This window comes from Paenibacillus mobilis, assembly GCF_058267595.1.
The window spans coordinates 25,986-48,830 of sequence record NZ_JBZCMS010000006.1 but is presented as its reverse complement, the minus strand read 5'-3'; the positions used below and the strand labels follow the sequence as shown (position 1 = coordinate 48,830).

Annotated in this window: 11 protein-coding genes; 7 read left to right on the top strand and 4 right to left on the bottom strand. The window is 51.4% G+C overall.

Annotation, left to right across the window (positions count from 1 at the left end):
• The first annotated feature begins 11 nt into the window (after nt 1–11).
• Nucleotides 12–1,679, top strand: coding sequence for a response regulator transcription factor (locus tag AC3ZPD_RS12640; protein ID WP_490984648.1), 1,668 nt, complete (start codon nt 12–14; stop codon nt 1,677–1,679).
• Between the two features lie 121 nt (nt 1,680–1,800).
• On the opposite strand, the gene AC3ZPD_RS12635 is transcribed toward AC3ZPD_RS12640, so the two are convergent.
• The 4 genes from AC3ZPD_RS12635 to AC3ZPD_RS12620 all read right to left on the bottom strand — a co-directional run bounded on the left by AC3ZPD_RS12635 (nt 1,801) and on the right by AC3ZPD_RS12620 (nt 15,004).
• Entirely contained in the window at nt 1,801–7,197 is a 5,397-nt protein-coding gene (locus tag AC3ZPD_RS12635; RefSeq protein WP_490984647.1) for a glycoside hydrolase domain-containing protein, read from the bottom strand.
• Nucleotides 7,198–7,227: 30 nt separating this feature from the next.
• On the bottom strand, nt 7,228–8,838 hold the full coding sequence (locus AC3ZPD_RS12630) for an S-layer homology domain-containing protein (RefSeq protein ID WP_490984646.1): 1,611 nt from the start codon (nt 8,836–8,838) through the stop codon (nt 7,228–7,230).
• 23 nt (nt 8,839–8,861) lie between these two features.
• Nucleotides 8,862–12,638, bottom strand: coding sequence for a PA14 domain-containing protein (locus tag AC3ZPD_RS12625; protein WP_490984645.1), 3,777 nt, complete (start codon nt 12,636–12,638; stop codon nt 8,862–8,864).
• Between the two features lie 572 nt (nt 12,639–13,210).
• On the bottom strand, nt 13,211–15,004 hold the full coding sequence (locus AC3ZPD_RS12620; protein ID WP_490984644.1) for a glycoside hydrolase family 36 protein: 1,794 nt from the start codon (nt 15,002–15,004) through the stop codon (nt 13,211–13,213).
• A gap of 322 nt (nt 15,005–15,326) precedes the next feature.
• Between AC3ZPD_RS12620 and AC3ZPD_RS12615 the strand changes: the two genes are divergently transcribed.
• The 6 genes from AC3ZPD_RS12615 to AC3ZPD_RS12590 all read left to right on the top strand — a co-directional run bounded on the left by AC3ZPD_RS12615 (nt 15,327) and on the right by AC3ZPD_RS12590 (nt 22,759).
• Nucleotides 15,327–16,385, top strand: coding sequence for a LacI family DNA-binding transcriptional regulator (locus AC3ZPD_RS12615; protein ID WP_490984643.1), 1,059 nt, complete (start codon nt 15,327–15,329; stop codon nt 16,383–16,385).
• A 76-nt stretch (nt 16,386–16,461) separates the two neighbouring features.
• Nucleotides 16,462–17,748: an ABC transporter substrate-binding protein gene (locus AC3ZPD_RS12610; protein WP_490984642.1), complete on the top strand. Its 1,287-nt coding sequence runs from the start codon at nt 16,462–16,464 to the stop codon at nt 17,746–17,748.
• A 15-nt stretch (nt 17,749–17,763) separates the two neighbouring features.
• On the top strand, nt 17,764–18,819 hold the full coding sequence (locus AC3ZPD_RS12605) for a carbohydrate ABC transporter permease (RefSeq protein ID WP_490984641.1): 1,056 nt from the start codon (nt 17,764–17,766) through the stop codon (nt 18,817–18,819).
• Nucleotides 18,797–19,642, top strand: coding sequence for a carbohydrate ABC transporter permease (locus AC3ZPD_RS12600; protein ID WP_157739490.1), 846 nt, complete (start codon nt 18,797–18,799; stop codon nt 19,640–19,642). The genes AC3ZPD_RS12605 and AC3ZPD_RS12600 overlap by 23 nt, the downstream gene beginning before the upstream one ends.
• Nucleotides 19,643–19,667: 25 nt before the next feature.
• Nucleotides 19,668–21,062: an alpha-L-rhamnosidase-related protein gene (locus AC3ZPD_RS12595; RefSeq protein ID WP_490984640.1), complete on the top strand. Its 1,395-nt coding sequence runs from the start codon at nt 19,668–19,670 to the stop codon at nt 21,060–21,062.
• A 5-nt stretch (nt 21,063–21,067) separates the two neighbouring features.
• Entirely contained in the window at nt 21,068–22,759 is a 1,692-nt protein-coding gene (locus tag AC3ZPD_RS12590; protein WP_490984639.1) for an MGH1-like glycoside hydrolase domain-containing protein, read from the top strand.
• Nucleotides 22,760–22,845: the final 86 nt, after the last annotated feature.

Sequence of the window (22,845 nt, the reverse complement as noted above, 5' to 3'; positions counted from 1 at the left end):
GAGGGAATGACATGCCTCAACTGCTTATTGTCGATGATCAAACCGTTTTGGCCGATGACCTGGCCGACATGCTGCCCTGGGACACGATCGGCATGGACGTCGTGCACAAGGCTTATTCGGGAGCGGAGGCGCTTGAGCTGCTCTATGAACACCCCATCGATGTCGTGGTAACGGATATCCGCATGCCCGGCATGTCCGGCCTTGCGCTTATCGAACAAATCAAAAAAAACTGGAAACACGTCAAGTGTATCCTGCTGACCGGTTATGACGATTTCGAATACACGAAGCAGGCTTTGAAGCTGAGGTCCAGCGATTATCTGCTGAAGCCCGTCGAGGACGAAGAGCTGCTGGAGGCCGTAAACAAGGCGCTCCAGGAGCGGATCCGCGAATGGCAGGAGATTTCGTCGATGCAGAAAGCAATGTATGCGCTGCGCGAACAGCTGCCCAAGCTGCGCGAGTACCTGCTGCTGGATCTGATTAACGGCAAGGAAGCCGGGAACACGGCGGCGTTTGCCAAAAAGCTGGCGATGTACGAGCTGGCCGTACATCCCGGCGCTCCCGGCCGCATGCTGCTGCTGCGGCTCGAGCCCCGGCCGGGCGGCGTGGACGCCGCGGACGAAGCGCTTCTCGAATACGCGCTCACGAACATGGCCGCCGAGCTGTTCGGCGACCGGTTGCGGCTTTGGAGCTGCCGGGACGCAAACGGGTTTATCGTTTGCGTCCTGACGCCAAAGCCGGCGCCCGGCGCGTCTTCCGGCTCCGCCGCGGAAGCCGCGCAAGGGCAGCAGCCGTCGTCCGCCGAGCTGGACGGCTGGGTGGAGACGCAGGCCGTGCAGCTGCAGCACGCGGCCAAAACCTACCTGCGCACGGGCGTATCCGTGCTCGCAAGCCGAAGCGGCCAATTCCCGGAGGACATCGCTTCGATGTACCAGTCGTCCTTGGCCGGCTTCCGGCATTTCATCGGCAGCGACAGCGAGCTGTTTGTGTCGCTGGCCCGCGAGCCCGACCGCGGCCAGCCTCGGCTGCTCGGCGAGCTGTACCGCACGCCGAACCTCGGCACGCTGCTGGAGCTCGGCCAGTGGGAGGCCGCAGAGCAGAAGGTGGAAGCCATTTTTCGGGAACTTGAGGCAGATTGGCTTGGTTCCCAGGAGCACCTTCTCGAAACTTATCTGGCCGTCGCCTCCTCGATCGCGGCCTTGATCCACCGGACCAAAAAATGGCTCGCCGACACGATCGGCGAAGATTTCTACGCTGTGGCCAGCCGCCAGCCGATCCAAACGACGGATGAGCTGCGCCGGTGGACGATGCGGGTCATGGAGCATTACCGGCATTCGGTCAGCGGCGTTGAAAAAGACTCCCGTTCAGCGATTATCCGCAAAGTGCAGGATTTTATCGCGGAGCATCCGGACAGCTCGACGCTGCAGACGATTTCGGCGCATGTCTACCTGAATCCCTCCTATCTCTCCAAAATCTATAAGCTGGAGACCGGGGAGGGCATCAGCGAATATATCCTGCGCATCCGGATGGAAAAAGCGGCCTTGCTGCTCGAACGCTCGCAGGACAAAATCTATGAAATCTCGGAATCGCTGGGCTACCACAAACCCAGCTATTTTATCCAGCTGTTCCGCCGGTACTTCGGGCTGACGCCGCAGGAGTACAGGAATAAGCTGGGGGTTTGAAGGTAAAGCAGCCCTAATAGCACAGCAGAAGGCAAGGACAAGACATAGCAAAAAAAAACGGCCTGACAGTCTAAAAGACGTCAGGTCGTTTCTATACTTTCAGTTAGTTCCAGAAGTTCGTTTAATTGGTATTGGAGAAAATCATCCGGTCAAAATTACCAGGATATTTGCGGTCAGTCGTAGTGGAACCCTTTAGCACTACACAAATGGTTTGTACGCCTGTCAGCGGCAGATCAAGTTGTGCACCCGCTATGGAAAAATGATCCCAGCCTGTACCGGTATTGGGAAGATTGATACGACCTACAAGTTCACCATCTTTATTATTTAGACGGATTTCCGCATAAACATCATTTGGTGTTTTATCAATAGGAGAATCGTATTCTACCTTAACATAATTTTTCCCCTTAGTACCAAAGTCTACATTATTATAAATCAGCCATGCTCCGTCAAAAGTATTGCCTACCGTCACACCTCCATTTTTATTTTCCGTTTTCAAAGGTTCATTATTGAAGGTGTTTTTTGCATCTGACCAGCTGCTTCTGGATTCGAATTCCACCGTCAAATCCGGGTCCGTCTGCGGTGGATCCGTTTGAGGCGGATCGGTTTCCGGCGGAACGGTATTGAGCGTGAAACTCGCATTGTCAAAGTTGCCGATGTACCAATAAGTTCCGTCCGTTGACCCTTTCAAAACAAAGAAAAGATCTTGAACACCCGTTAATGTTTTTGTCAGTCCTCCACTAACCGTAGCATAAGTGTCCCAACCAGAACCGGTTGGCGGCGTCTGCAGGGTTCCCACCAAAGGTCCGTCAACGGCCCCCAAATGCAGCTCTACATGAGCATCCGAAGCTGTATTGGCCTGTTTACCCGTGTATTCTACAGACCATGTGTTCACCCCGGTAGTTCCGAAATCCATCCCTTTGTATGCTAACCATGCATTGTTAAAGGTATTGGCTACCCGCTGGCCGCTTTTTCCGCCTTCTGTGCTGAGCGGTCTGCTGTTGCCGGGATTAGTATCTGTGCTCCATTCATCGTACTTCTCAAGCTCGAGCTTTGCGAAATCGCTTCTAACCGCCTGGTATTCCCAGGTAAAGCGGTCAAAATTGCCGATGTAAGGAAGCGAACTGGTGTCACCTTTCATGACCACATACAGGTTTTGTTTCCCGGTTACCGTTTTGTCAAGGAATCCTGAGGTCGTTTTATAGGATCGAGAATTTTTGTCCGCCCAGTTACTGCCGGTATTCGGCAGGGCCAGTGTCCCTATCAGTTCTCCGTCTACAGCTCCCAAGCGGAATTCCAGCTTGGCGTCAGCCGGAACTTTGTTGTTAGGCGCGTCGTATTCCACCGTCATGCGGTTTGCACCTTCCGTGCCGAAATCAACATTATTATAGGCCAGCCATGCACCGTTAAAGGTATTGCTAACAACAATATTGCCTCCGTTATTCTCTTCTGTACCCAGTGGTTTGCTATTGGGATGATTTACGGCGGTTTTATCGCTGAAGCTTTCAAACTCGATAGTCCGGTGATCCGGTTCCGGCTCAACAATTTCAATCGGCGGCTCCGGAATATCCGGCGTTTTCACCGGTACCGGAATCAGTTCGGGCAGCGGTTCCTCTCCGCCAGGATTGCCCGGGTTTCCAGGCTCTTCTCCCGGATTACCAGGATCAGGCTGTGTTTCCGGCTGGGAAACAATCGGATCAGCTAACCAGACCGCATCATAAATATTACCGTTATATTGATCTACCAGATAAATATTGACCTGATATTTCTTGGCGTTTACGTTAAAACTCTGCTTCAGATCGAAGTCTCCCGTTTGGACAGGAATGGCGCTGGACACATAGGCCTGGTCACCGCCGGCCATCAATTGGATAACGGCTACGGCCGAATCCGCATAAGCCCCTTTCAGTGTGCCCGAAACGTCCACGACCATGTTGCCGGTGCGGTTGACCTTGGCATCCAGATCAAATACGTCCCATTTAATGTCCGAGGTATAAGGAGCGTCCGAAAGCAGCGCTTCGCCGGCCGCTACGTTCAGCTCTTCATTTTCTTTTACTCGCACCTGAACTTTCCCTGCTTCATAAGCGGCTGGCCCTACAATTTGCGGATTGCTTGTCGCCGTGGTCCAGGTTTGTCCTCCGTTTGTGCTGAACTGATAATTCGAGGCTTGTTCAAACCCCGGAACAAACGTCCAGCCAAACGTGTTCGCAGTATCGTCTACCAAAGGTCCCGTCGGCGCTGCCGGTTTCGTCAGCTGCTTCACCGCAACCAGGCCGAAATCAAACGCGATATCCGAACTTGTTCCATTAGCCTGGTGAACTTCAGCGGTCAATACGTTGGTTCCTTTCACAAGCAAAGACGGATCCACGCTAAACGCATTCCAGTCGCGCTCGTCATTTACGGTTACGTTCGCATTGGTTGCGTAGCTGACTTGACCGGTAGGCATATTCGTGCGGACAATTTCATGGCCATTCAAATAAACGACGGCTCCATCGTCGCGAACCAAATTAGCGTTAAGCTCCAAAATATCATCCGTATTCGTTACGTCAAACGTTTTACGGAAATAAGTGGTCGTGTACTTGTTATTCGCATCAGGACCGTAGCTGACAACCGTTTTGGCATATCCTTTGTTATCGTAGCCAAGCGGTGCCGCGCCGGATCTCCAGCTGCTGTCGTCAAAGCTTGCGCCTATCCAGCCTGCATCGACCGACTGGCCTTTGTCGTCATACTTCCAGTCTGAACCTTGGGCGATCAAATCCTGATGGGACAAGGAGGTGTCCACGTCACCGCTGTAATCCGTTGTAGGCGGAGCGGCGGAGGTTTTAGCCCCCCAGGCCATATTCGGCTTGGAGCCCATTTCAAAATTCAAAATGCCGCCGGACATCAGATCTTCGTAGCTGATCCAGGCCTGATCAAACGTTTTTCCGTTCAGCGTGGCCGACTGGATGAAGCGGTTATCGCTGGAAACGTTATTTGCTTTGATGGTAAACGTTTTACCGCCGTCCAGATGCAATTTTACTTCCGAGAAGATCGGCGAGCCGATCAGGAAATCCGCATCCCCCGGGTTGCCCGGAAACAATCCCAATGCGCTGTATACGAACCAGGAAGCCATGGCACCCGCATCATCGTCCATCGAAGACAGATACCCTTCCGGGTCTGCACGGTAAACACGTGATTTTAGCGGATAATTGTATAGGCCGTGGTTGTGGTATTTCTGGGTAACGACCTCCGTTGTGTACTCCCGGGCAAAATACTGAGTCAAATAAGGATAACCCAGATAGTCGAATAAATATGGAGCATCCAAGTCTTCTTCATTGATGGCCATGTATTCATCCCGGTTAAAAAAGTCTACGAGCTGCTTGGCCATCTCGGTTCTGCCACCCATCAGTGCAGCCAAACCGTCCATATCCTGCGTAGCGGACCAACGATACTGCCACAAATTTCCTTGGTAGGCATATTTGTCTACCGCTGCTACGTCGGCTCCGTTAACTGTACTTCCGTTTGGTGTAAAAAATCCAAGCTTCTGGCCTTTTTCATCAACCTGATCTGGATTCCAGAGATTTTTGTAGGACAAGGTCATCTGTTTATATTTCTCATAGGTGACTTTATCCCCAAGGAGCTCGGCCAGCTTCATCGGGAAATAGGCGCTTTTGGCCTTCTCCAGCTGTCCGGACACTTTGTCCTGATCGCCGAAGTTATCCGCATCAACAGCCATGCCTTTAAGCGAGTTGTAAGCGTCGAAGTCTTGGAAGCCCTTCGTATAAGCATCCAGAAGCACAGCCCCGTTAAATTCGTTTCGAACCGTCGGGCTTGGCCAATAACCGTCCCCCCACTGCGTATAAGTACCGCGCGTTTTGTACAGATCCGCCAAAGATTGTACGATGTTATTGTATTCGTTAGGCGTCAGTACCGAGAACAAGGCGTACTTGCGGAAATCGTCCCAGGTTGTCCAGCCGTTATAATATTCGAAATCTGCGCCGAGATCCGACGCTTGACGGATGGTATTTTCGTCCCGGCCCGCCTTAAAGGTTCCGGCGGAGCTCGTTACGTTTTTTGGATGAAGAAACGTATGGTACATTTGCGTATAAAAAACACGTTTGTTTTCTTCATCGGCATCCGTGATATCCACTTTGCCAAGCAAGTCATTCCAGGTATTGCGAAGCTTTTCATGCTGGGCATCGAAATCCCAGCCCGCAATGTCCTGATCGCGTTCTGCTTTTGCTTGCTCCACGCTGATCGGGGAAAGCCCCACTTTCGCTTGGACGACTTTGTTGCCGTCAGTATTGAAGTTCAACCATACCCCGCTGTTGGTCCCGCTGCGCTCCGCAGCCGTACCTGTTGCATCCCCCTGCCAGGAAGTATAGGAATCGAAATTGTGATCGAACTGGATCGAATAATACAGGGTGTAATATCCGTTCCCGCACACGTTTTTCGATTTAATCATGCCGGCAATTTCGTTTCCGTTTTCAACCTTCAGATTAGCGTCGATCATACCGGCGTAGGAATTCGAGAGGTCAACCAGTACCGAACCCGTAGACGCGGAAGCCGGGAAGGTGTAGCGGTGGAAACCTACGTTGTCCGATGCCGTCAGTTCAACCCCAACTCCGGAAGCCAGATTAACGGCGTAATAGCCCGCCGAAGCCTGCTCGCTGCTTTTGTCATACAGCTGTTTGTATTCATTTACGTTTTTGGTAAAAGCTTTTGTTTCCGGCATCATGAGAATGTTGCCGCCCGCACCGCTGCAGCCTACGCCGCTGAAACGCAGATGCGAAAATCCTTTTAAATATTTATCCTGGTAGTAGTAACCGCTGAACGCACCGCCGTCGCTGTCCGGCCCAAGCGAAACAAGGCCGAATGGCGCAGTAGGCCCAGGATTGGTTTGGCCGTTGTCGCCCATCGTGTTAACTAATGGATCCACATAATCGACGGGAGCTAAATTTATCGCCGGATAGGCAGGTGTCTTGCCCTGCTCTACCCCGAAAAGCTCCAGTTCATACAGCCGAACCGTATTGTCGTTAGCCGCGCCTTTACTAATGTATAGACGGACATATTGAGCCGAAAACGGTTCAGGGAGATAACGATCTACAATCGACTGCACATTATTTTGCACGATATCGATATCGGTCCATGTTTTTCCGTCGTCGCTTTTTTGCAGGCGGAAGTTTTGCGTGTTCCAATAAGGACTGTTTTCATTGTTAATACCAGCGTTTTTCACAGTCCATTGATTGATGGTGTACACCTTGCCCAAGTCCAGCTTCAACCATTTGACACCTTGCTTGGGAGTTGTCGCGTCGCACCATTTCGTGTCATTTTTACCGTCGACCGCAAACTTGGGAGCTTCATTGCTGTTGCATTGTCCCGATCCCGTGACCTGAGCATTTAAAGCCACATTTTTTGTCTTCTCGCCTTGCCCTGCGGGTGGGGCCGCAGAGACGGAAACGGTAAAAGTACCCACCGTCAAGGATCCGATCATGCTGAACAAAAGCACCAAAGTCATGAGCGTTCCAAAAAAACACTTTTTCATCGCGTTTGGATCTCCCCTCTCTTCTTATCCTTACAGAGAACTGTCTGTAATCAGTCTTTGAATCATCACGGCAACCTCGGCACGAGTTACTGAACGGTCCGGATTAAATTGGGACCCGTCGCCTTGGATCAGGCCTTTCGTCCAGGCTCTTTCCACGGCCGCTCCCGCCCACACCGAAATGCTGCTTGTATCCGTAAAAGCAGGTTTTCCTTGCTTTACAGTGGCAAGATTAAAATAATCCGCCGCTCTGACCAGAGCGACCACGGCCTCTTCACGGGTAATGGAATCGTTTGGCCGGAATTTGCCGTCGTAACCCGTAATGATATCCAATGCTGCCGCATCCGCTACCTGCTGCGTATAATATTGACCCGACGGAATGTCGGTAAAGGCATCGGCAGGACCTTGCCCAACCAGCGGGTTGCCCGACTGCTCCAGGGCACGCATAACCAAAGTGACGAACTCGGCCCGGGTAATGCTGCGGTTCGGCGCATAATGCTGCTCGTCAATGCCGCGAACGATATGTTTTGCAGTCAGCGATTTAACGGATTCTTCCGCCCAATGTCCAGCCATGTCGGCAAAAGACTTGTTATATTCAAGAATTGCATAGTAGGAAAAATGCTCCGCATTAAACGCAAAGATTCCGTTCTTCAGCGTACCGGGCATATATTCGGCCGTTTTGCCGTCTACGTAATATACGCCGGCCAAATCGGATGAAATGAGCTTTTCCTGTTCTGCCGTCAGTTTGAAAGACACCGTCGCCGGCTTATCCAGCTGGTGAATCTCCGTTACTTTCTCTCCGGTAATAACTTGAATAGCAACGGAAAGGACAATTCCGGTTGGAGCATATTCAGTATTAGAACCCAGCGACTGTTCTACGAAGGACTTGGCCTCATTGCTCCATGCCGCATTTAACACGATGCGAACTCGGGACAAATCATCGTTCCCTGCAGACAGGGAACCGGCCGGAAAGCGTATAGTACGGGCGCCGTTCGTGACAATCAAATCCAGGTTTTTATCCTTGAGCAGACTCATGGATTTAGCTGGATATTCCAAAGTGATTCCGGCATCTCCACTTTCAGCCGGCAGTTCAATCGTGACGGCGTTCTGCGCTTGCTTCACCGCTTCAGCCAACGTATCGCTTCCTACCAGGTAGGTCCCCTCACTGGAAAGTTCAGGTTTCACGTTTGCTCCGGCGGACTGTCCGGCGTCAGCCGGAATACCGGAATCATCCGGAATATCGCTATCTGTTGTCGGTTCCGCCGGAATGGAAGGGGAGGTACCGCCTGTACTCCGGTTTATGACGGAAAAAGTTCTTGTCAACGATTGATCCCCGCTGCCTGCAATCACTGTGTAACTTCCGTATGGAGCCAAGTCCTCCGTAGACGGAATAGTGATATTCCGGGAATAGACGCCCTTTTGGGCTGTAATGATATCAATGTAAAAAACGGTCTCGTTTGGACTCACAATTTTGACTTTAACCTCACCGTTTTCGTCTGCCGCCGTTCCGGAAAGCTTGATGACTCCGCCGCGCTGAACTTCCTTCGCGCTTAATTCAAGCGTGAAGGAAGCTGCGGCGGCGTAGCCTGAAACAGGCGAAAGCATAATCAGCAAAACCATAAGGGCCGCTACATATTTTTTCACCGTACCCGTCCTCTCTTTGTCGATTACTTAAGCACAACCGGCTGCGCCAACTGGAGCGGCACATTAAGAGTGCTGTCAAACGAATCGAATACAAAAACTTTGACGCTGTAATTTTGTCCGCTGACATTAAAATATTGAGAAATTTGATTTTCGTCTTCCTTCAGCGGAATGGCGTTAATCAACACCGGCTTATTTCCATCAAGCAGCTCAAAAATGGCATAAGCTTCGCCGCTGTATTCGGCCAGCCGTTCGTAGGCGAGGTCAACCTGAAGCTGACCCTCTTCCCGTTTCACTGTACCTCCAAGGAAAAAAGTATCCCGCGTACCGTTCACGGTAAACGGCTTGTCGGATGCAAGAGGCATTCCGGCAACCGTGCCTAAGTTCCCGTCTGCTTTTACGCGTACCCTTACAGTTCCCGAAGGATAATCTTGATCCCCTACAGGCAGCGGATTCGCGGTTACGTTCTCCCAGGTTTCGCCGCTGTCCAAACTGTATTCGTAATCGGACAGTTCGTCATATCCTGGCACAAGCGTCCAGCCGAACGTATTGTGCGCATCGTCAACAATCGGATCTGTCGGTGCCGGAGGCGTATTGCCAAGCGAAACGGCTGTTTTGATATCGGAATTATCCCGTTTATCTACGGAACGGACCGCAAACTCGTAGCTGATGCCTGGATCGGCACCTTCCACCGTATATTCATACTCCGTTTTTCCTTGTACGGCCGGAACGTAAACACTCCAGTTTTTGCCCAGCTTGCCGTTAACCTCGTAAATCCGGAAACCCCGGATCACATCATCCGTGCTGACATCCGCAGGTTTCGTCCAGGTAAGAACCGTTTTCCGTTCTTCCGTCTTCTTAACGGACAATTTTTCAACCGGATTAGGTTTGTTGTCGTTCCTGACAATGGAATAAGTATCGAAAGGGGAGTCTTCGCCGGATTTATAAGAATCGATAGTAAAGCTGTCTTCAGTCATTTGAACGCCGGAATAAATGGCTACCCGCGGCTGTTCGAACACATCCGTATAATACCGGTTAACTCCTTCCTTCAGGTCATAGAACTTAGTTGCCGCCGAGTTGTTGATCATGTATAGGGTACCGCCCGGTTCAATCACATTGCCTTTCACGTCAGTTTCGATGTCTTGAACCCGTTGGTCATTGTACATTTGGTAAGATCTCATAAACGTATGATCGTGTCCTTGAAGAACTACGTCGATGCCCAATTCGTCAAATACCGGATAAAGCGTTTGTCTTAGCGCCAAGATGTCGCTGTCCAACGCATGGTTGCCCACGGAATAGATCGCTTTATGGAAAGCGACAATTTTCCATTTCTTATCCGTCTCCGCAACCTCGCGTTTAAGCCATTTGATTTCCTCGTCAAAGGACTTTTTCTGGCGCTCGTCCCAGCCAATATCCATCGTATTCAGGACCATAATATGGGCTTCACCGTAATCAAAGGAATAAACACTTCCCGGAGGCAGCGGGTCAGGAATGGAGTCGTTCGGATAGTTGAAATGGTAATAATAGTTGTCGTTGTAGGGACCTTCATGGTTGCCCACGGCTGCCATAACCGGAAGATTCATGAGCATGTCCTGCGGCTGGCCGAAATAATCGAGCCACTGGGATTCCAAGGAGCCCGCATCCACCTGGTCTCCCGTCATAAGCAGGAATTTGGCATCCGGAAAATCTTCCAACCCGTTTTTCAAAGTGTTTGCCCAAACCGAATAGTCATCTGTATTGGAGCCTTGAGAGTCCGTCATATAGAGAAATTCATACTTATTTTCCCCTTCGGCTTCCGTTGTAAAAGTGCCCGTCTGGCTCCAGCTACCATCGCTGCCGACCCGGTATTTATAAGCCGTTCCTGGCGTCAGGCCGGTGGCCATAGCTTTATGACTGATAAAAGAGCCGGTAGTTGAATCGGTGATTTTGAGATTTGGCAAAACCCGCGTATCGGCAGGGTCGCCCTCGAAACGTTTTACTGCAGCAGAATCAAAATCCTGATTTGCCGGAACAACCTCTACAATGCTGTCCAGAATGTTGGCAGGCGCGCTGTCCGGCATTTCGTAAGAGGTATACCAGGCAAAAGAACGGTTTGTTTGCGGGCTGCCAAACAAAGACATGGCAATCGCAATCGGCGAGTAATTCACATAATGATTCACCGGGCTGAAAGTAAAGCTTCCCACTTTCCCGCCTTCGGAAAATGCCAAATCAGCCTGCCCGTCATAACTGATGTTAATGACTTCCTTGGATACGACGGGTTCTTCCAGTTTAAGTTTCAGCACGGAAGGGGATCCGCCAAGCTCGGCACTTTGGATGTCCGCTTCACGATCGCCGATTTTGGCCGTAAAGTGTTGTGCAAGCCCGTCCGGCAGAGTGCCAAGATCAGCCATCAGGTTAAGCGAGACCGTCAAGCCGTCTGCCGCAACATTGCCCGAAACAGGCCCGCTGTAGCTTTGCGGAAGGAAAAAGGCGTTGCTTGGTACGATTTCCTTAGCAAGATTTGGGGTTGACCAGCGCAAATACAAATGGGAACCGCCAAAATCCTCAAAATATTCAACTTTAAAATTGTATTTTTCTCCGCCTTGCAGGGTAATCGGAACGCTGGCTTGTTCCAGGTCCCAATCATTCGCCCAGTGGTCTATGACAAGCTCGTCATTCATCCACAAGCGGAACCCGTTATCCCCTGTCATGTAAAAGGTGTAATCCCCATCCTCGGGCGGCATAATCCGGCCTGTCCAGCGGACATTGGCATGATCCTCGCTGCCTGTCCATGTTTTAAGAATAGGATTCAGATCCGTAAAGTTAATCTGCGGATCAATAAGGGTCGCTTTGTAATTGCCGAAGCCAAAATCGCTGGCTCCGGCGTAGTACTCGCCAAGAAGCCCATTAGGCTGGTCGCTTGGTGCAAGTTGTCCCTCCGTAACCGTAACAAGAGCGGAAGCTTTTAATCCGTCTTCCGTCGTTGCCGTAATTCCGGTAGTTCCCGGCTTCACTCCAGTCACCAGGCCGCTGTCGCTAACCGTTGCGATGCCCGGATCATCGGAGGACCAGGTATAAGGGACTGGGTCTCCAGATATATCACGTGTTATATTGGCGGTCAGCTGTTCCGTCTCTCCGACGCCAAGCTCCAAAGTTTCTTTATTTAGCGTAATGCTAGCCGGTGTTTCATCGCCCGGTTCTTCATCGCCGGCTTCTTCGGCCAGGGCTCCAAAGGCTTGAAACTCGTAAATATTAGAGGCATACAATCCGGTGTCCGCATCCGCTTCTCCGGGATTTTGAATGTTCAGCTTAAAATATCTGGCCGTAACGGGGACTTCCAAGTTATGCGTGCTAATAGCATAGGTATTGTCCGTTACCGTCACGACAGGCGTCCAATTCTCATCGTCTTCGCTGGTCTCAATCGTAAAAGCCCGGGTATCCGATGTGGGGGAGACACCCGCTGCTCCTGCGTGAGCAATAACAAAACGGTCAACCGTTGCTGCTGCTCCGACATCGATTTCCAACCAGTCGGGATTTTCCGGGTCCGGCAAATCGCCTTGACCTTGGGAAACCCAATTTCCTTCGTTCATTTTGCCGTCAATCGCCTTTTCCGGCGTTTCATCCGCGGACCGGTAACTGCTGGCCGTCGCGGTTACACCCGGGCCTGCAAAAACATTCGTTCCCGACGTTTCGGCAGCTTCGGCGGTTTCGGCAGCTTCTGCTGCAACCGGCTTGTACAATTGCCCTGAGCCCGAAGAAAACAGCGAGGTCACCAGCAATATTCCCGCCAGGATTTGGCTTGTCAGCCTGCTACTCCTTTTCAAATCACTTTCCCTCCTAATTGATGATGATTTTCAATAGGTCATGATACGTTTTAAGGAGGGGGGGTTCAATTCATGAATGGTAAAATTAAAATTAACTTTGTGTTAACGGAATCTAAGCATCCATAGATTTTATCTTTATAAAACAAGTTTGCAATCAGGTTTATCCCTTAACTCACACGGTATGTAATTTAAATAAGAGCCTGGAATACTAAAGATATCGGGCTGTTTTTATTGGTATATCGGTTTATTTCTCTTGTTATCCTATGACCGGGCATCACTCGTATCGAAACTATCCATTTGTTAATTAAGTGTAAAACCAATTGATTTTTTCCCTATTTTTTACTGTTTATTTAGCCGGTCATTTGATGACGATACCACCAGTAAAAGTAAATAAAATCAATAAAAAGGAGATTTGACCACCGGTTATAAAGTGGAAAAATCGCCTTTTCTTCATTTACTCTATGATTCGATTGAATTGAAACGATGCCGGCCGCGCAGTCGCGGCGGCCAAAGCCGCCAGCAAATAAAGCAGGCCGGCGGCTTCGATCACAATCACGACTCCTGCAGTTCCCTTAAATTTGCCCCGCAGGTTTATGGGTAAATCGGACTATTCCGGATTTGGGAACCGCCGCTTCTATCAGCTTATCCCCGATCTCTATGGTGCTTAGGCTCAGGGTTCGTCCGCGGCAGTCCTTAATTTCCATTTCATAGGCTGCCGGGGCAAGGGACGGCTTGATCACTACGTTTCCGGTTGCCGTTCCGTTGACGATAACCAGCTCCCGAAACCCTTCTTTTACCTCGGCAACCATCCGGGTGTACAAAGCGATAATCCGGCGATCGTTCTTATGTGCCGTAACGACCGGGTACAGCAGTTCGGGCAATAACGGAGCGAGTTCTCCCTGCAGCAGCACTTCGCGATACTCGGTGCAAAAAGCAAGCCAGAAACGCAGCATCTCCAGCTGATCGGAGCTGATTTCATCCAGCCGGACGGAAATCTGCGGCACCGAGAACAGAACGTTGATCAGCTGCATAGCGGCATTTTCGGGAGTTTCACCGTGGTTGAACATGATCATATCCGAATGGACGGCCGTGTCTCCGGAAAGCAGCCGCAAATCGAGCGTCCGGACCCGGTTCTGTATAAAATCGTTCGGGCAGTCGCTGGCTCTGAACATGTTGCCGTATTTGCGCATCAGCGGTCCGATATAGGTTTGGCGGAATTCGATCAGAATATCGGGCTTAATCGCCCGCAGCCTGACCATGACATCGGTCAACAGACGGTCGACCGCCTCAGGCACCGAATGGTAATCCTGGCCTTGCCGAAGACCGGTTTGTTGAAGCTCGCGGCTGATTCTGAAGCTGTCGACAAAATCCAGCTTCAATCCGTCGATATCCCATTCGCGGACAGCCTGCTCGTAAACGCCGATCAAATATTCCCTGACTTCGGGATAACGGGGATCGAGCACGCCGGCGTTCAGCTTATCCTCGTACAGCAGCAGCATGTCCTTGAAGCGAGGCCAAATCTGGCTGTGGATACCGGCGAAAGGCACGGAATACCAAAGCATGTATTTTAATCCCAGCCGGTGGATCTCCTTGACGTGGGCTTTCATATCAGGGATTTTTGAGCCGCAGACCTCCCAGTCGCCTGTATAGGCATATCCCCGGCTGTTATCCAGCGTTTGCCAGCCGTCATCAACGATAATGCTGTCGCAGCCGATTTTCTTGGCCAGCCCGGCCTGCCGTTCCAGTTCAGCGGCGGTCAGCTCCTGATGGAAGGAGTACCAGGTGGAATACATAGGACTCAGAGCTACTTCAGGCACCGGTGCAGGCTTGAATCCGGGCAGCGTTTCCCACCAGTCGGACGTGCTTTTGAGCGCTTCGTAATAAGGGATATCCCGGTAGTCGATGCGCAGTGTGCCTTCATATACCTCGATCTGCGGCATCGGTTCTTCAAATAAGGTAATGGAGCAGAGAAAGGAAGAATCCTCCTCATGCAGTCCGGCCTTGAGCGTCAAATGATTCAGCGCATCGGAAAAAGCGAAGGTCATCCGGTTTTGGCCATTCAAATTAAACATGGAGGCCACCGGGGCAAGCGACGTGATCCGGGAATGAAACCCTTCCCCCCAATCGATCTGGAACGCTTTGTTCCGATCCGTTCCCGGATGCCACAGAGAGTGGATATCCACGGACGGCTGAGACCATTCGATCCGGCAAACCGGCGGGTGCGCCGGCCCTCCTTTTGCGCTGATTCGGATATGAAACAAAACGACATGGTCCTCCGGCTGCTCGCGGGTTACCTCCATTTCAAATCCGCTGCCATCAGTCGTTACGGATAATTCCGGTACGAAAGTTTTGATAAAACTTTTCATAATACCTCCTGCAATTAAGTAAAAGTTTTTGGGAATAACATCTCTTGATTCAGTATATAGTTTACGAAACATACAGTAAACAAAAATCTTAATTCGGGTAGTTTTTGGATCCGAATTCCAATTAAATCAGGTTATTGGATTATGAAAGCGATCTCTAAAAAGATATTGTCAAAATAATGATTCTTTGTTATATTGAACACGGAAACAAGTTCGCTAATGTTTACTAAACAAAAGCGAATCTCATTGCCATTTTAGTACCTAAAATATACAATGATTGCGAGGGATGTTTCCCAAAATATGAAGTGAAAAAAGGTGATTGGTTTTGGCAACAATTCGTGACGTAGCCAGTTTGGCTGGCGTGTCTCCGTCAACGGTATCCCGGGTGCTGAACGGAGATCCGTCCCTATCGGTTCAAGAAGAAACGCGCAAGAAAATCCTTTCGGCCGCAGAAGAGCTGAAATACAAAATGGTTCAGCGGCGGTCGGCAGCGGGGAAAGCGGCACAATTAAAAGATTATAAAATCGGGCTGGTTACGTTTTGTTCCGAACAATTCGAGGCCGAAGACCCGTATTATTTATCCATTCGCCTGCAAATTGAAAAAGAATTCAATCAGCTCGGCCTTCTGATTACCCGCACGATCCGCTGGGTTAACCACGAGTCTTATGAAAGCCTTTCCGGACTTGACGGCCTGATTGTAATCGGGAAATTCGAATTTGATCCGTACAATTTATTTTTCAACCGGATTCAAAATGTCGTGTTTGTCGATTATAGCCCGGACGAAAACCGGTTTGACTCGGTCATAGTGGACTTCAACAAAGTGACGACGATGGCGCTCGACCATTTGCTCGAATTGGGTTATACCAAAATCGGCTTGATCAGCTCCCGGGATTTCATCAACCGTTTTGGTTCCAATACAGGGTTTGATTCGGTAGATCAGCGGCAGGCCAGCTTCGAGGCTTATATGAAGCAGAAAGGCCTTTATGCTCCGGAGCATGTTCATATCGGCAACGATTTTTCCATGTCCACCGGATACCGGCTGATGAAAGAAGCGATCGAAGGACGCAGCTTGCCTGAAGCGTTTCTCATCGGCTCCGATCCCATGGCGATTGCCGCCGGACGGGCGCTTAAAGAAGCGGGCCTGAAAGTGCCGAAGGACATTGCGCTCGTGGGCATCGACGATATTGAAATGGCCGCTTATACCGATCCGCCGCTTACGACGGTCAAAATCTATACCGAACAAATGGGTCAAACTGCAGTCCGAATGCTGCTCGAACGAATGAACGGCAGAGAAGTGCCGCTTAAGGTCGTGCTTCCTTCCAGGCTGATCGTCAGAAGCAGCTGCGGGGCGGAGCAAAAGCTGAAATCGACGGACAGCGCATAAGCAATGAGCGGCTTGCAACCGATAGAGCGGCTGTTGTCACGACAGCCGTATATCTACCATTAGGGGGAGATTATATATGAGAAAATGGTCTATCCTGGTTTTGTCTTTACTCGTTGTATGGGGTTTGACGGCATGCGGCAGCGGCTCGAACAATGCTTCGAACGATGCAGCCGGCAATGCAAATGCCAGTAATCAAAGTGGTGCTGGCGGCGCAGGGGCAGGCCCAAAAGGGAACATCACATTTGCCTTCTGGGGAGCCCAGACGGAAGCCGATGCCATCAAGCAGGTTATTGATAATTTTCAAAGCCACAATCCGGGCATCAAAGTGGAAAGCCAGTGGATTCAGCAGGATTATCTGACTAAACTTCAAACGATGATTGCAGGCGGCACAACACCGGATGTTATCTTGGTCTCCGGAGGAGATTTACCTGGATTTGCAAGCGCTTTCCAAGAGCTGCAAATCGATCCTTCCGTGTTCAGCTCCCAGTCCCTCGTTGATGCGATGTCCATTGACGGCAAAACTTATGCCGCGCCATTTATCATCAAACCGAAGGTGATGGCGATCAATACGGATCTGTTCAAAAAGAACAACATTCCCCTTCCAAGCAAAACCGAACCGATGACGACGGATCAGTTTGATGAAATCTCCAAAAAAATTACCAGCGGCGAAGGCTCCTCCAAAATTTACGGCTCCGAACCGCTCTGGATCGGCAACTGGATTTACGCCTTTGGCGGCCAATATTATTCCGATGATTTGAGCAAATCCATGCTGGATTCGCCGGAAGCCATTAAAGCCGGGGAATATATCGTTTCCACGAAACAGGCCGGCACCGTGCCAAGCGATAACGAAAAACAGGGACAGGACATGATGAACTGGTTCCTCTCCGGCCGAATCGGCATGTATACCGACTTTGGTCCTTGGAGCATTCCTCAAATGGCCGAAACCGAAGGTTTTGACTGGGATCTGGTTCCCTTCCCGGGCAACGGCGGCTCCAAAGAGGTCGATGGTCTGGCACTGAGCAAGGACAGCAAAAATCCGGATGCGGCCAAAGCCTTCATCACCTACCTGACGCAAAATGAAGAGGCCCAAAAGATTATTGGCGGAGATAAAAGCGCTTACGGCGTACCCGTGCTCGCAAGCGCCATGGATGCTTTTGAGCAAATCTTTCCGGATAAAAACCTGAACGCGTTTGTTTATGCCGCAGAAAATCAACATATCCAGGAAGCGCAAAAACGCACGAACGAAATCAACAACGAACTGAAAGCCATTGACGATCAGACGCCGATCGGCATCGGCAAGCAGGACGTCAAGGTAGTTTTCCCGCAGGTGGCCGAGAAGATCAACAAAATCCTACAACAATAAAGACAGGAGCGGCCTATGAACGGATTAATTGAAACACTTTACCGGTTTTATGAAAACATGGGGATGCCGGCAGTTCTGCTGCCGCTTCTCCCCTTTCTGACCCTGATCATCATCCTGTACGCGGTTCTGTTTGCGGTTACGCGTTTTTTAGTCAAGAAAAAAGTGATGCGGACCAAAACCGCCAGCTTTTATATGTTTGTGTCGGTGTGGGTCGTAGGTTTCCTTCTGTTTACGCTCGGACCGATGATTTTTTCGCTTTATATCAGCTTTACGCAATGGGAGGTCGTCAACCCGCCGGAGTGGATAGGGACCGATAACTACCGGATGTTGTTTAAGGACAGCATCTTTTACAAATCGCTCGGCGTCACTTTTTACTACACGCTGGTCAGCGTGCCGCTGCAGGTGGCTTTGTCCCTGCTGATCGCCCTGCTGATGAATCTGAAGCTGCGGACGATCTATCTGTTCCGGACCATCTATTATATGCCTACCCTGGTGCAGGGGGTTGCGCAGGTCGTGCTGTTTATCTGGATTTTCAATCCAAACGTAGGTCTGATCAATTCGGTGCTGAGAGTATTCGGCATTGAGGGGCCGGGCTGGCTGACGAGCCCTTCCTGGGCCATGCCGGCAATTATCATCATGAGCTTGTGGACGGTCGGCGGAAATATGATTATTTACCTGGCCGGCTTGACGGATATTCCGCAGAGCCTTTACGAACAAGCGGATATCGACGGCGCCACCGCCTGGCGCAAATTTTGGAACGTTACGCTGCCGCAAATCTCCCCTATTTTGTTCTTTAATACGGTGACCAGCATGATCGGCGCGTTCCAGACGTTTACGCAGGGTTTCCTGACGGCCGGCGGGCCAGATAATTCTTTGCTTTTTTACGCTTATTATTTATACCAAAACGCCTTTATGTGGTTCAAAATGGGCTACGGCTCCGCGCTTGCCTGGGTGCTGTTCGTCATCATCCTGATCTTTACGGCATTGGTCTTCCGCAGCAGCGCGTTATGGGTTTATTACGAAAATGAAGTTGGGGGGAGGAAACGTCGTGTTCGCAAGCAAAAAGCGTAGTACCACCGTCAAGCGTATTTTGGCCTATCTCATTCTGATCGCCGGGAGCGTCGCTTTTTTGTATCCGTTTATCTGGATGATCGCAGCGTCTTTGCGCAGTCTGGAGGAAATCGCGAAATCCGGCATGAACGTGTGGCCTCAGAACTGGCGCTGGGATAACTATTCCAAAGCGTTGTCCTCCTTCCCTTTTGGCCGTTATCTGGTCAATTCCATTATCACCACCGTACTGCCGATTATCGGCACGGTATTCTCCTGTTCGCTGGTCGGATATGCGTTTGCCCGCATGAAGGTAAAAGGCAGCGGTCTGCTGTTTGTGCTGGTGCTGTCGACTATGCTGCTTCCCGGCGAGGTTACGATGATTCCGCAGTTTATCCTGTTCAAAAAGCTGGGGATGCTCGATTCGCTGTACCCGCTTATTGTTCCGACCTTTTTCGCCTCGCCGTTTTACATTTTTCTGTTCCGGCAATTTTATTCCCGGCTTCCGGTCGGGCTTGAAGAGGCGGCGATCATTGACGGCAGCGGTTATTTCAAGATTTGGCGCACCATCTTTCTGCCTTTGTCCAAACCGGCGCTTATGGCTGTAGGCGTTATGGTGTTCATGGGCTCCTGGAACAACTTTATGGGGCCGCTGATTTATGTCAACAGCGATAAATGGAAAACGCTGACGCTCGGGCTGGCCGGATTCCAGGGCACCTATTCGACAGCCACCAACCTGCTGATGGCAGCAGCTGTAGTGATTACATTGCCATGTATCGTTTTGTTCTTCACCGCCCAAAAAGCATTTATGGAAGGTTTGACCTTCTCCGGTTCTAAAGAGAGCTAAATTACAGACAAGGGAGTGGAGTTTAGTGACAGACATTTTGAAGTTGAAAAAAGAAGCCGGCGTTATCGCTTTTCAATCATCGGACGCCGAGCTGAATGAAGGTTTCGTTTGGGCGAAAAACCAAGCTCTGGCTTACGCCCATTTCGGCGAAGACGCCGCCGGGCCTTGGTACGAAGCAGCCCTGCCCGGACGCGGAGCCTTCTGCATCCGGGACGTCATGCACCACAGCGCCGGAGCGGCAGCGCTTGGCCTTACGCCGCACACAAAAAACATGCTGCTGCGTTTCGCCGAAAACATTTCGCCTTCGCGCGATTGGTGCACCTATTGGGAAATTACCAAAGATGGCGAACCCGCCAAAGAGGATTACGACAATGACCAGGATTTCTGGTATAACCTGCCGGCCAACTTCGATATCATCGATGCCTGCTGGCGGATGTATCTCTGGACGGGCGACCAGGATTACCTTGACCATCCGGTTCTTCGGGAATTTTTCCGACTGACCTTAACGGAATATACGAATACGTGGGACAAAGACGGAGACGGCATTCTGGATTACAATCCGGCATACGGCCGCCGCGGCCTCGCTACCTATAATGAAGCCGGCATCCAGCCGCTTGCGGGCGGAGATATGATCGGCACCCAAATCGCGGCTTACCACGCCTATTCCAAGATGGCCGGACTGCGGGGCCGTGAAGAGGAGCAGCAACTTTATGCCGCTAAGGCACACGAGCTGGAACAAGTATATGATCGTCTCTGGTGGAGCGAGGAGCACGGCCGCTTCAGCGGCGCGATGCGTCAGGACCGTTCGTTTGTGACGCAATACAACGCTGAAGGCACTTTTCTGCCGCTTTATTTTGGAGTCGTGACAGATCCCGCCAAGCTGCGGCGGTCTTTGCAAGACGTTAATGTAAATCTTGTAGAAAACGTAGAGGGAAAAACCTATCTGCCGGATATTTTTTACCGCTACGGCATGAACCGTGAAGCTTTCCGCGAACTGAAGGAGCTTGTTGATCCTGACCTGCACCGCCGCGAATATCCGGAAGTGTCTTATTGCGCGGTAGGCGCTGTCGTCACCGGCTTGATGGGCATTTCCGGCGACGGAGGCAGCACGCTGTCGACGCTGCCGAAGCTGAACGGTTCGCTGGAATGGGCGGAAGTGAGCGGGGTGCCCGTTCTGGGCCGCACGGCCAAAGTCCGTCACCTGAAAGAGGAAACAACGAAATTGACCCTTGAGCAAGGGGAAACGCTCCTTTGGAAGGCATCGTTTCCCGGAAAAGCCGATGTTTTATACCATAACGGCGAGGCGGTTCCCGCCCAGACCGTAACTACGCTGCTTGGCGAAACGTTCTCCTCTGTTACCGTTCGGGTTGCCGAGGGAGAAACGCATACCGTATCCGCAGCTGCCCAACCGAAGGGCTGATGCCGATGAAGTTTGATCTGCGCGAACAGTCGTTCAGTACTTATGGCTCTTATCTGGCTTTTTCTTATCCTTTTGATAAAAACAGCCCGTTCGGCCAAAAGGTCTGCCTCCGCATTTTGCATGGGGAATTCGAGCGGCAGGACATGTATCCGCTGCTCCTGGAAGACGAATCGGGTTCCGAGCTTCCTTACGAAGCGACCGGAACACCGGCCGAATGCATGCTAAACGCCGGAGAAAGGCAGCTCCGTTTCTGCTATCAGGATGCCGACAACGTCCATTTTACCGGCAACTGCGGGGTGCAGCTCACGAAAGCGGAGCTCGGCGGATATAACCGCGCCGTGTACCGGCGGGAGGATCTATGGGAGCTGGCAGGGGATACCTCCTCTCTCATGGTGATTGTCCGGGCCGGGCGGGCGGTCAATGAGTCCGTGTGGAGTCCGCGAGGGACCGGGGATGACACGATCCGTCTGCGGATTGTTCCGGATGAGACCGGCCGCGTCGACTTTCAAGTTCAGCGGTTCGATTTGACTTTCCGGCCCAAACCATACCTCCCTTACGAGGATAATCGGGCAGCGAAAGAACAAGCGTTTTCGCAATTTTTGGGGCAGATGCCGAAGCTGCCCGAGGTTTACAGGAAAGCAGCCGAGCTGGCTTTGTACATCAACTGGTCTTCGGTCGTGGAGCCGGAAGGGTATGTCAAAGCCCCGGCCATGCTTATGACCAAATCGTATATGAATTTCATCTGGAGCTGGGATTATGCGTTTAACGCGCTGGCGATGTGCCAGGGCTGGGAGCAGCTCGCTTATGACCAGTTTCTGGCGATGGTGCACGTTCAGGACGAAGACGGGGCGTATCCGGACTGCTTTAATGCCCGGAAGCTGATCCGCGGCTTTGTAAAACCGCCGGTTCAAGGATTCATATTGGACCGCATGCTGGAATTTGCAGTTCCTCCACGGGAGGTTCTGGAAACCTTGTATGGCTCGGTGTCCCGGCTGACCCGCTGGTGGCTTGACTACCGGACCGGCGAAGACGGCCTGCCGCTGTACCACCACGGGAACGATTCCGGCTGGGATAACGGAACGGCGTTTGCGGCCGGCGTGCCGGTCCAATCGCCCGATCTTTGCACCTGGCTGATCCTGCAAATGGATTTCCTGAAACGTATGGCGCTCCGGCTCGGAAGGCCGGACGAGGCAGACGAATGGAACGCGAAAGCGGACAGCCTGCTGGCGGCCATGCTGGATGTTTTGGTGGAAGGAGATCGTTTTACGGCGTTAAAAGTGCCGGAAAACATCCGAACAGGCTCGAACAGCCTGCTCCTGTTCGTCCCGCTGCTGCTTGGCGAAAGGCTGCCGGAAGGGCTGCGGCACAGCATGCTGGAGGATCTGCTTTCGCCGGGGCGCTTCCAGACCGCGTTTGGTTTTGCTTCCGAAGCCGTGGACAGCGTTTATTTCGTGGAGGACGGCTACTGGCGGGGCGCCGTTTGGCCGCCGCTCGCCTATATCCTGTCCGAAATGTTGCGGATCAACGGCCGCGAACAGGAAGCGCGGGAAAATGCCCGCGCGTTTTGCGACAACTGCGTTCGCGCCGGCTTTGCGGAGAACTACAGCGCTTTGGACGGACACCCGCTGAGGGATAACGGCTATACCTGGACCACCAGCGTATTTCTGATCTTTGCCCGCGATTATTTAACCCATTAGGCAAAAGCTTTTTGCCGAATAACGGATAAGATTCGGATAGCAGGCTGTTTGCGACAAACGGCCTGCTATTTTTATGCTCTCCTGCC

Coding starts and splice junctions, on each gene's coding strand:
- AC3ZPD_RS12620 (WP_490984644.1), bottom strand. CDS start 15,004: ATGAAAAGTTTTATCAAAACTTTCGTACCGGAATTATCCGTAACGACT.
- AC3ZPD_RS12590 (WP_490984639.1), top strand. CDS start 21,068: ATGAAGTTTGATCTGCGCGAACAGTCGTTCAGTACTTATGGCTCTTAT.
- AC3ZPD_RS12635 (WP_490984647.1), bottom strand. CDS start 7,197: ATGAAAAAGTGTTTTTTTGGAACGCTCATGACTTTGGTGCTTTTGTTC.
- AC3ZPD_RS12640 (WP_490984648.1), top strand. CDS start 12: ATGCCTCAACTGCTTATTGTCGATGATCAAACCGTTTTGGCCGATGAC.
- AC3ZPD_RS12605 (WP_490984641.1), top strand. CDS start 17,764: ATGAACGGATTAATTGAAACACTTTACCGGTTTTATGAAAACATGGGG.
- AC3ZPD_RS12610 (WP_490984642.1), top strand. CDS start 16,462: ATGAGAAAATGGTCTATCCTGGTTTTGTCTTTACTCGTTGTATGGGGT.